The 9,214-nt window shown below is 60.5% G+C and carries 13 protein-coding genes; 11 read left to right on the forward strand and 2 right to left on the reverse strand.

Annotation, left to right across the window (positions count from 1 at the left end):
• The 5 genes from Q0341_RS10725 to Q0341_RS10745 all read left to right on the forward strand — a co-directional run.
• On the forward strand, positions 1–645 hold a 645-nt coding region (locus tag Q0341_RS10725), incomplete at its 5' end, for a vitamin B12 dependent-methionine synthase activation domain-containing protein (protein WP_299513044.1).
• A 136-nt stretch (positions 646–781) separates the two neighbouring features.
• Positions 782–1,387, forward strand: a complete 606-nt coding sequence (locus Q0341_RS10730; RefSeq protein WP_299513046.1) for a LemA family protein — start codon at positions 782–784, stop codon at positions 1,385–1,387.
• A gap of 11 nt (positions 1,388–1,398) precedes the next feature.
• Positions 1,399–2,346, forward strand: coding sequence for a TPM domain-containing protein (locus Q0341_RS10735; protein ID WP_299513049.1), 948 nt, complete (start codon positions 1,399–1,401; stop codon positions 2,344–2,346).
• Complete coding sequence (locus Q0341_RS10740) at positions 2,346–2,894, forward strand: TPM domain-containing protein (RefSeq protein WP_299513051.1); 549 nt, start codon at positions 2,346–2,348, stop codon at positions 2,892–2,894. Before Q0341_RS10735 ends, Q0341_RS10740 begins: the two co-directional genes overlap by 1 nt.
• 90 nt (positions 2,895–2,984) lie before the next feature.
• On the forward strand, positions 2,985–4,055 hold the full coding sequence (locus tag Q0341_RS10745; RefSeq protein WP_299513053.1) for a DUF6352 family protein: 1,071 nt from the start codon (positions 2,985–2,987) through the stop codon (positions 4,053–4,055).
• Between the two features lie 20 nt (positions 4,056–4,075).
• Here Q0341_RS10745 and Q0341_RS10750 read toward each other — a convergent pair whose 3' ends face one another.
• Together Q0341_RS10750 and Q0341_RS10755 are read right to left on the reverse strand one after the other, a co-directional pair.
• Positions 4,076–4,714 (reverse strand): DUF1109 domain-containing protein, encoded by a 639-nt coding sequence (locus Q0341_RS10750; protein ID WP_299513055.1) that lies wholly within the window; start codon positions 4,712–4,714, stop codon positions 4,076–4,078.
• Complete coding sequence (locus Q0341_RS10755) at positions 4,711–5,271, reverse strand: sigma-70 family RNA polymerase sigma factor (protein ID WP_299513058.1); 561 nt, start codon at positions 5,269–5,271, stop codon at positions 4,711–4,713. The genes Q0341_RS10750 and Q0341_RS10755 overlap by 4 nt, the downstream gene beginning before the upstream one ends.
• Before the next feature lie 176 nt (positions 5,272–5,447).
• Here Q0341_RS10755 and Q0341_RS10760 point away from each other — a divergent pair, with 176 nt between their 5' ends.
• The 6 genes from Q0341_RS10760 to Q0341_RS10785 form a co-directional block, all read left to right on the forward strand.
• Positions 5,448–5,750, forward strand: coding sequence for a hypothetical protein (locus tag Q0341_RS10760; protein ID WP_299513060.1), 303 nt, complete (start codon positions 5,448–5,450; stop codon positions 5,748–5,750).
• 109 nt (positions 5,751–5,859) lie between these two features.
• Positions 5,860–6,750: a DUF692 domain-containing protein gene (locus tag Q0341_RS10765; protein ID WP_299513062.1), complete on the forward strand. Its 891-nt coding sequence runs from the start codon at positions 5,860–5,862 to the stop codon at positions 6,748–6,750.
• Complete coding sequence (locus Q0341_RS10770; RefSeq protein ID WP_299513064.1) at positions 6,750–7,484, forward strand: putative DNA-binding domain-containing protein; 735 nt, start codon at positions 6,750–6,752, stop codon at positions 7,482–7,484. Before Q0341_RS10765 ends, Q0341_RS10770 begins: the two co-directional genes overlap by 1 nt.
• Positions 7,481–7,987 carry a DoxX family protein gene (locus tag Q0341_RS10775; RefSeq protein ID WP_299513066.1) on the forward strand — a complete coding sequence of 169 codons (507 nt, stop codon included), beginning with the start codon at positions 7,481–7,483 and terminating at the stop codon, positions 7,985–7,987. The genes Q0341_RS10770 and Q0341_RS10775 overlap by 4 nt, the downstream gene beginning before the upstream one ends.
• A gap of 174 nt (positions 7,988–8,161) precedes the next feature.
• On the forward strand, positions 8,162–8,557 hold the full coding sequence (locus Q0341_RS10780; RefSeq protein ID WP_299513068.1) for a thioredoxin family protein: 396 nt from the start codon (positions 8,162–8,164) through the stop codon (positions 8,555–8,557).
• 27 nt (positions 8,558–8,584) lie between these two features.
• Positions 8,585–9,214: cytochrome c biogenesis CcdA family protein (locus tag Q0341_RS10785; RefSeq protein ID WP_299513070.1), on the forward strand; the 630-nt coding region annotated here is incomplete at its 3' end.

The raw sequence follows: 9,214 nt of genomic DNA on the forward strand, positions 1-9,214 counted from the left end.
GCGCTTTACACCGACGAGTCGCGCAGTCAAGTTGCCATGACCTGGCGCGGCCTGCGTCAGCAGACTGAAAAGCAACGCATTGAAGGCGTGATGCGCCCCAGCCGCTGCCTGGCGGACTTTGTCGCCCCGCATGGCGTGGTGGCAGACCATGTCGGTGTGTTCGCTGTCACCGCGGGCATTGGTGCTGACAAACGCGCCGAGGCTTTTGAGGCCGCGCATGACGACTACAGCGCCATCATGCTCAAGTCTCTGGCTGACCGTTTGGCTGAAGCGCTGGCCGAGTGTTTGCACCAAAAAGTGCGCACCGACTTGTGGGGTTACGCCGCAGGCGAGGCGCTCAGCCACCCAGAGTTGATCGCCGAAAAATACCAGGGCATCCGCCCTGCGCCTGGCTACCCTGCCTGCCCCGACCACAGCGCCAAACAAGCCATGTTTGACTTGCTGCAGTGCCAGGACATTGGCATGGGCCTGACCGAGAGCTTGGCCATGACGCCTGCGGCCAGCGTGAGTGGTTTTTACATCGCTCACCCCGAAGCGCAGTATTTCAGCGTCGGCAAAGTGGGCGACGACCAAGTGAAAGATCTGGCCCAGCGCAGCGGTGTGCAGGTCAAAGACCTGCAGCGCTTGCTCGCGCCCAACCTCTGACGTCGGCTCTGAGGCCGTGTGCCAGGGCGCAGGCCGCAGCCCTAGCCAATGCGTGGTTTGTTGACCCACACGCATGTGCGTACACGTACTCATGGTGTAAGCTTTTCGTTTGTCACACAGCTTGGAGAATTTGACCATGAACCGATTCGCGATCCGCGCCAGCGCCTGGATGGCCACAGCGGCCTTGGCGCTCAGCCTGACAGGCTGCGGCTACAACGATTTCCAGCGCCTGGATGAGCAGACGACATCCGCGTGGTCCGAGGTGCTCAACCAATACCAACGCCGTGCCGATCTGGTGCCCAACATCGTGGCCACCGTCAAAGGCGAGGCCAATTTCGAGCAAGAAACCCTCACCCAAGTGATCGAGGCCCGAGCCAAAGCCACCAGTTTCCAGATCACCCCCGAGGTGCTGACCAACCCCCAGGCGCTGCAACAATTTCAGGCCATGCAAGGAGAATTGTCCAGCGCCCTGTCCCGCCTGATGGTGGTGTCCGAGCAATACCCCAACCTCAAAGCCAACCAGGGCTTTGCCGATTTGCGCGTGCAGCTCGAAGGCACCGAAAACCGCGTCACCGTGGCGCGCAACCGCTACATCGCTGCCGTGAAAGACTACAACGTGTTGGCCCGCAGCTTTCCTAGCAACCTGACCGCCAAGGTGTTTGGCTACGCGCCCAAGGCCAATTTCACGGTGGCCAATGAAGCGGCGCTCAGTGCGCCACCCAAAGTGGATTTCGGCAAGTGACGCAGGCGCACATGCGCCAGCAAGCGGCCTGGCCTGCTTGGTCCCGGACTTGGGCCATGTTGTCGCTGTGCGTGGCGCTTGGGGCCGCAGCCTTGTCGCCTGCATGGGCGCAAGCCTTGCTGCCCGTCCCCGCCCTCACTGCGCGGGTGATGGACCAAACCGGCACCTTGGCTGCCGCTGATGTGGCCGCACTTGAGCAGCAGCTGCTGGCCTTTGAGCAGCAGCGCGGCACACAAATCGTGGTCTTGCTGGTGCCCAGCACAGCACCTGAAGACATTGCCGATTTCACCCAACGACTGGGTGACAACTGGAAGATTGGTCGCCAGGAGGTCGGCGACGGCCTGTTGCTGGTGGTGGCCCTGAATGACCGGCGCTTGCGCATTGCGCCAGCCAAAGCGCTCGAAGGCGCGGTGCCCGACTTGGCCGCCAAGCGCATCATCGATCAAGTGATCACGCCCGCGTTTCGTCAGGGCGATGTGGCCGGTGGTCTGCGTGCAGGCTTGGCGCATTTGCAAGCCCGCATTGAAGGCGAGGCTTTGCCCCTGCCTGCAGCAAGCACGCAGCGTGTCGACACGGGTGGCGTGGATTGGCTGGACCTGACCGTTCTCTTGCTCGTTGCCGTGCCCTTGGTGGCCAGCGTGCTGCGCAGCATCTTGGGCAACCGGCTGGGGTCCATGGCTGCAGCTGGGGCAGCCGGTTTTTTGGCCTGGAACATGACCGGCTTGTTGTGGTTGGCGGGGCTGGCGGGCATGGCCGGCTTGATGACCGCACTGTTCATGCAGGCTTTGTCCAGCGCGTCGGTCAGCCGCAGTCGACATCGAGGCGGGGCCGGCAACACCGCCGGTTCGGGTGGTTGGGGCCGGGGATCGCATGGTGGCTGGGGTGGCTCGGGCGGCGGTGGTTTCTCGTCGGGCGGTGGCGGTAATTTTGGGGGCGGCGGCGCCTCCGGGAGCTGGTGATGCAAGCACAAGAAGCAATCGGACGCCGATGGCTGCGTTGGTGGCGTCACCGCTGGACGCCTGAGCGTGCTGCCGAACACGCCGTGCCGCCCGCCATGGCCAGGCGGCTGCAGGCGCGTGTGATGGCCAGCGAGGCGCGCCACACAGGCCAAGTGGTGTTGTGCATCGAAGGGGCACTGCCCAACAGCTACTTGTTTCGTGCTGTGCGCGTGGCCCCAGTGGAGGCGGTGGTGCGCGAACGCGCCTTGGCCTGGTTCGGCAAACTGCGTGTGTGGGACACCGAGCACAACAACGGCGTGCTGATCTACTTGCAGCTGGCTGAGCGCAGGGTAGAGATCGTCGCCGACCGGGGCATCAACCGCCATGTGCCAGATGGCCATTGGCAAAACGTGGTGCGGCAATTGGGCACGCAACTGCGTCAGTCTGATTTTGAAAATGGCCTGACCCAGGCCCTCGAAGAGGTCTCGGCACTGCTGGTCCAGCACTGCCCGCTCCCAGTGGGGCAAGCGCCTTCCAACGAACTGTGCGACCGGGTGGTGTGGGCATGACGCAATCACACGCCCTTGACCATCATCCATCAGCCGACAATGCGCCAGGCCATACTCGGCCATCGCGCAGCGCCCCTTAAGGCCCAAGCCATGCACACTTTCTGGACGGCCTGTGGCCACCAACACCTGACCCTCAATGCACGCGGCTGGCTCAGCGCGAGCCCCGACTATTGGCGCTTGTGGCTGCAGCGCCCCGAGCTGGCGTTGGTGCCCGAATCGTGCAAGGCCGAAAAGCGTTTGCATGCCGCCCTGACCAAGATGCCCAACATGCAGGTCACCCCTGCAGACTACAAACATTTCAAGGACGACGATGTCCGTGAAAATTACAAACTGTTTCTGCGCTTTCGCGATGAAGTGGAAAGCGCAGGCTCACTCGAAGCGGCCTACATGGGCTGGATCCAGAGCGGCAACATCCAGCTGCCGCCCCTGTTCATCGACTTGGTGGTGCAAGCCATCGTATGCAATGTTCTGGCCGATGTTCAGGACGCTTGGGTGTGGCGCGCTGCAGAGCTGCTGTTTCGCCGCCAACGCATTACGGTACGCGATGGCCGTGTGCTTTCAGGTGACAGCGACACGCTCGACACCCTGCAAGCCACCGGCGGTTTGGGTGAGATGGGCCGCTTGCTGATGGAAGGCGGCGCGCCGCTCAAGGCCGTCGATGTGAAGGTGCTGCACAAAGACAACGAAGAGCGCTACCTCGCGCAACGCGAAGGCTTGGGGCGCTACGCCTTCTTGCTCGACATGACGCACGAAATCCAGAACGAGTTGCCCCACGGCTTGATCCTGAAAATGGTCAATGCCCGCTCCGGCCTGAAAGCGCTGGCGGGCGTGCTGGCGCTGTGGGTGCAGCACTTTTTGGGCGTTTCTGTGCACATTGAGCCCGTGCAAAAAGTGGACGATCCTGCTTGGCGTTGGCATGTAGGCTTGGACGCCACGGCCACCGCTTTGCTCAATGATTTGTACCAAGGCACCGAGCTGTCAGCCCAGCGGCAACAACAACTCATCAGCCTGTTCAAGCTGCGCTTTGAAGACCCGCTTGACATGCGCACCGACGTGCAGGGCAAGCCGGTTTATCTGGGCCTGGCGATGAACGAGCAAGGTTTGCTCAAACTCAAGCCACAAAACCTGTTGTTGAATTTGCCTCTGGCGGGTGTGGTTTGAAAGAGCGTCGAGCAGCCTTTTTACCAGCGCAGCCAACGCGCGCCCAACACCGCACCCAAAGCAGAAACCAAGGCGATACCGCCCTCGTACCAGAGGGCAAAAAACGTCAAACTCGTTTCTGGGCAATGCAATGAATAAATGCTGGCCGCCAAGCTGCCTGCCAGCATGCCTGCCACCGCGCCCGTCAGGGCTGGACGCGTAGGGGCCAGCTGCCGCAAGGCCCACAGCAAAGCACCGAGGACGGGCAAAGACAAGGCCACGATGCTGGCCGAGCAGACCTCCCAGGTACCACCCATCCACTGGCCAGAGCGCCCTGCTGAATCGGTTTGAAGCAGTTGCAGCATGCCCAGGCTGAGCATGGCCATTAGCGCCAAGCCGATGCCCGACACGGTATGACCGGGCCCCACACCCGGACGGGCCAGACGAAACAAGCCATACAAGCTGAAACCCATCAAGGCCGTGAGCCACAGCATCTTGGTGATGAAGGCCGGGTGCACCGCCATTTGGTCCATCTGCGGGTTCAGGCCAAACACGGCCAACAACAGCAAGCCACAGACCGCTGCACCAAGCACCAATTGACGCAGCAGTTGTTGGCGCACAGGTTTTTGTGGCTGCAGCGTGTCGCTGGCCAGCAAGGCAATCAGGTCGTTCGTTTTCATGCTTTGGCTCCCCATTTGGCCATCAAGGTTTTCAGGCCCCGGTGGATGTTGACTTTGACCGAGGCTTCACTTTGCCCAGTGCGTTCGGCGGTTTCGGTGATCGACAAACCCATCAAGCGCGTGTGTTCGATGGCCTCGCGTTGGCGCAGCGGCAAATCGGCCAACACAACCTCCAGGTCTTTGTGCGCATCGCTGGCCTCTTCATCGCTGTCCACTGACAAGGTTTCGGACCAGTCGTCGATGTCGTCATGCAGACCCTCGCGTCGGCCGTGGGCGCGCAGATGGTCCACCCATTTGTAGCGCGCAACCGCATACATCCAGGCCGTCAAGGGCTGGTCAATTTGGTAGGTGTGGCGCTTTTGATGGATCGCCATTAGGGTTTCTTGCACAAGGTCCTCGACATCGCTGAGTTGTGATTGCATTCGCTTTTGCAGAAAGCGCCGCACATGGCCACTCATGAGGCCGAGGGCACGTTGGTAACTGGCGTGATCGCCTTGCAGGGATTGCATCCATGCGGCGTGCAGTTCGGCTTCTTGGGTTTGCAGGCTTTCGCTCAAGTCAGTTCGTCCAAAGGGGTGAAAAAGTTACAGATACAAAAGGAAACAAATGGCATGCATTTTCCGTAACTTTTGAATCTTCCGGAGCGGATTACACCATGACAGCGATGAACAAGTGCCACACGGTACAGCTCAAAGCGGTCATCAACCCCACCTCAAACTTTCAGGAGCATTTCATGAACAAACAACACCTCATCACCATCGCTTTGGGTTCTGCCTTTGCCGCAGCCACCTTGCTGCCCGCACACGCTGCTGGCAACCCCTTTGCCGCCAAGACCCTGGACGCTGGCTACCAAGTGGCCCAAGCCGATACCAAGGCCAAGGACGGCAAGTGTGGTGAAGGCAAATGTGGCGCTGACAAGAAGACCACCAAGGCCAAGGATGGTAAGTGCGGCGAAGGCAAGTGCGGTGCTGACAAGAGCAAAGCCAAAGACGGCAAGTGCGGTGAAGGCAAGTGCGGCGGTGACAAGAAGAAGTAAGCCAGCAAGTCAGTCGGAGGGAGTTCAGTTTCTTGGTCTGCACACCCATCGGGGGTGCGCCAAGGGCTGACTGCCCTGCTTCCACCCCCCCCTTTCGAGCACCATGACCATGGATTCCTACACCCCTCCTACCAACGCGCTTGCCCCAAGGGCAGGTTTGGGTTTTCGACGCGAGTTGATCCCGGCTTTGCGCCAGGCAGTGCCTCAGAGCATCGACTTCTTCGAAGTGGCCCCGGAAAACTGGGCGGGCATGGGTGGCAAGGCTGGGCGTGATTTTCGCGCCTTCACCGAGCGCTATCCCTTTGTGTGCCATGGCTTGTCTTTGTCATTGGGAGGCCCTGGACCCCTGGACGAAATCCTGCTGCGCCGTACCCGTGATTTCATGCGCACGCACGGCATCACACTCTTCACCGAACACCTGTCCTGGTGCGCTGACGACAGCCACCTGTATGACTTGCTGCCGATTCCCATGACCGAGGAAGCCGTGCGTTACACGTCTGAGCGCATCGCCCGCGCACAAGACATTCTGGGCATGCGCATCGGCGTGGAAAACACGTCCACCTACATCGCACCGCCCGGTGCCGAAATGACCGAACCCGAATTTGTGCGCGCCGTGGTCGAGCAAGCCGATTGCCTGCTCCACCTGGATGTGAACAACATCTATGTCAACAGCCGTAACTTTGGCTTTGACCCGCACGCCTATCTGGCGCAGCTGCCTCTGGAGCGCACCTGCTATGTGCATGTGGCGGGCCACTACGTGGAAGACGATGGGTTGGTGATCGACACACACGGCAGCGATGTGATCGACCCGGTCTGGCAACTGTTGCAAGCCGCTTATGCGCGCATGGGTCACCCGGTGCCGACTTGCCTGGAGCGCGATTTCAATATCCCCGATTTGCAGACGCTCACGCAAGAGGTGGCGCACATCGCCCACTTGCAGCAGCAAGCGTTTGGCCAGTCCAAACCATCCCGCAGCGCGCAGCGCCAAAAGGTGGCGTGATGCTGGCGTTTCAAAAATTTCAGCGCGATCTGGCGCAGCACCTGCGCGACCCGCACCACACACGGCGACCTGCGGGTGTACCTGCGCGGCGCATGACCGTTTACAACGAGCTGCTGTTCAACAACGTGTGCGGCTTTGTCGACAGTTGTTTTCCGGTTTGCCGACAGCTGTTGGGCGAGACCCGCTGGCGCAGGCTGTGCCGCACCTTTTACCGTGATTGGCCATCCCACACGCCCTGGTTTCGCGAGATCCCGCGGGAGTTTGTGCGATACCTCTCAGAGCACCACATCGCGCAGCCCTTGCCGGTCTGGCTGGCCGATCTGGCGCGTTATGAATGGGCCGAACTCGCCGTCGATGTGATGGACGCCCAGCCCCCTGCGCACGACCCCCAGGGCAACATGATGCAAGCGAGCGTGCTGATCAACCCGGCACGAGTGGATGTGGTCAGCCCCTGGCCAGTGCACCGCATCGGACCCGACTGGCAGCCACGCAAATCAGAACCAACAATTTTGGTGGTGTTCCGCGATGCACAGCTGGACGTGCAATTTACCGAGATCAATGCCGTCACGGCCCACGTACTCAGTTTGCTGGACCAAGGCCTGAGCGGCCAACAAGCCTTTGCGCAACTGGCTGCCGACATGAACCACCCCGACCCACAAGCCTTGATGGGCTTTGGTCAACAACTCCTCATCAGCCTGCGCGAGCAAGGCGTCTTACTTGGAACACGCACATGAAAAACACTTTGAACATAGCCCGTCAGGGCATCGGCGCACTCGATCTGCTCGGCCTGTGGGTGGGCTTGCTCAGCCTGCGGCTGATTTTGGCTTGGGAATATGGCGAAGCCGGGTTCGAGAAGCTGCACGGCAGCAACTGGTTTGCCGACATCCAAGACCAATTTCCTTGGCCTTTTCATTTGATCCCTGCCGACCTCAACTGGGCCTTGGCCACGGGCTTTGAGGTCGTGGGGGCCATCGCCCTTGTCATCGGTTTGGGGACGCGCTTTTTCTCGGCATCCCTGATCGTGCTCACCGTCGTGGCCATGCTCAGCGTCCATTGGCCTGAGTCCTGGGCCACCTTCAGCGAGTTGCTCAAGGGCTATGCCTTGACCAACGACGGCTTTGGCAACTTCAAGCTGCCTGTGATTTACATGGCCATGTTGCTGCCCTTGGTGTTCATGGGGCCGGGGCGCTTGTCGCTGGATGCTTGGGTGCAGCTGCGTTTGCAGTCCAAAGCTTGAGTGTGAATGGGTCACATTCTGAACCCGAACCAGACAACAACTCAGCGCTTTTTTTGCTCCTGAACGGGATCAGCCTGTAACTTTACAAGGGCCTGCTTCGAAATGATGTTTACCGGCGTATGGGGCTCATCAGCCTCCAGCCGCAGACCGGTGAACTCAAGACAAGGAACAACCATGACCCAAACCCTCGCCCCCAAAACCCTCGCGCTTTTGACCTTGGCCCTGAGCGCCTGGATGGCCCCGGCGCACGCCTTGGACATCGTGCCCTACAGCGCCCAAATCTTGGCGCAAAAGCAGCAAGCCGGCGAAGCCGTGAGCCTGCACTTCCACGCCAAGTGGTGCCCCACTTGCTTGGTTCAAGAGCGGGTATTCAACACATTCAAGGACGACGCGACCGTGCCGGGCACCTTACTGGTGGTGGACCACGACAAGGAGCGTGAACTCAAGCGCGAAATGGGCATTCGCTCGCAATCGACCTTGATCGTGTTCAAGGGCCAAGAGCAAAAGCACCGCTCGGGTGGCGTGACCGATCCGCAGGCGCTCAAGACAGCTTTGCTGTCGGCCAAGTGAACGCCCCTCTGAACTGAAAGACGCATCATGGATTTGCCCGTCAGTCACCTGGGTTTGAGCTTGCTTGCTGGCAGCTTGACCACTTTGTCGCCTTGTGTTTTTCCCATCTTGCCGATGGTGTTGGGGGGTGCTGCACAGGGCAATCGCCTGGCCCCTTTGGCCATGGGCTTGGGCATGGCTTTGTCTTTTGCGGGCATAGGGGTTGTGATCGGTGCCTTGGGGCCGGTGATTGGCCTGGACAGCGACCATGTGCGCTTGTTTGGCGCCGTGCTGCTGATGGCCTTGGGTGTGATGATGTGGGTGCCTGCGCTCAATGAACGTTTTACCCAATGGATGATGCCCTTGGCCAGCGGTGCCAACAACATGTCTTCGCGCTTGCAAGGCGACACGCTCTGGGGGGCGCTGCTTTTGGGCGCGGTGTTGGGCTTGGTTTGGAGCCCTTGCTCCGGCCCTTTGTTGGCATCGGCCTTGACGCTGGTGGCCAGCGAAGGTGGTGCGCTGCGTGGGGGCATTGTGTTGGGTATCTTCGGCCTGGGTGCGGCTTTGCCTTTGGTGGCGGTGGCTTACGCCTCGCGTCGGGGCTTTCAGTCGGTGCGCGACAAAGTGCTGGCGCATGGCGACAGGGTCAAGAAAGTGTTTGGCGGTTTGATCTTTCTG

It is taken from the genome of uncultured Limnohabitans sp. (assembly GCF_937889215.1).
Lineage (GTDB): Bacteria > Pseudomonadota > Gammaproteobacteria > Burkholderiales > Burkholderiaceae_C > Limnohabitans_A.

Excerpts from the sequence above, each read along its gene's own strand:
- Q0341_RS10745 (WP_299513053.1), top strand. The coding sequence starts at position 2,985 with ATGCACACTTTCTGGACGGCCTGTGGCCACCAACACCTGACCCTCAAT.
- Q0341_RS10740 (WP_299513051.1), top strand. The coding sequence starts at position 2,346 with ATGCAAGCACAAGAAGCAATCGGACGCCGATGGCTGCGTTGGTGGCGT.
- Q0341_RS10735 (WP_299513049.1), top strand. The coding sequence starts at position 1,399 with ATGCGCCAGCAAGCGGCCTGGCCTGCTTGGTCCCGGACTTGGGCCATG.
- Q0341_RS10780 (WP_299513068.1), top strand. The coding sequence starts at position 8,162 with ATGACCCAAACCCTCGCCCCCAAAACCCTCGCGCTTTTGACCTTGGCC.
- Q0341_RS10765 (WP_299513062.1), top strand. The coding sequence starts at position 5,860 with ATGGATTCCTACACCCCTCCTACCAACGCGCTTGCCCCAAGGGCAGGT.
- Q0341_RS10750 (WP_299513055.1), bottom strand. The coding sequence starts at position 4,714 with ATGAAAACGAACGACCTGATTGCCTTGCTGGCCAGCGACACGCTGCAG.
- Q0341_RS10760 (WP_299513060.1), top strand. The coding sequence starts at position 5,448 with ATGAACAAACAACACCTCATCACCATCGCTTTGGGTTCTGCCTTTGCC.
- Q0341_RS10730 (WP_299513046.1), top strand. The coding sequence starts at position 782 with ATGAACCGATTCGCGATCCGCGCCAGCGCCTGGATGGCCACAGCGGCC.
- Q0341_RS10775 (WP_299513066.1), top strand. The coding sequence starts at position 7,481 with ATGAAAAACACTTTGAACATAGCCCGTCAGGGCATCGGCGCACTCGAT.
- Q0341_RS10770 (WP_299513064.1), top strand. The coding sequence starts at position 6,750 with ATGCTGGCGTTTCAAAAATTTCAGCGCGATCTGGCGCAGCACCTGCGC.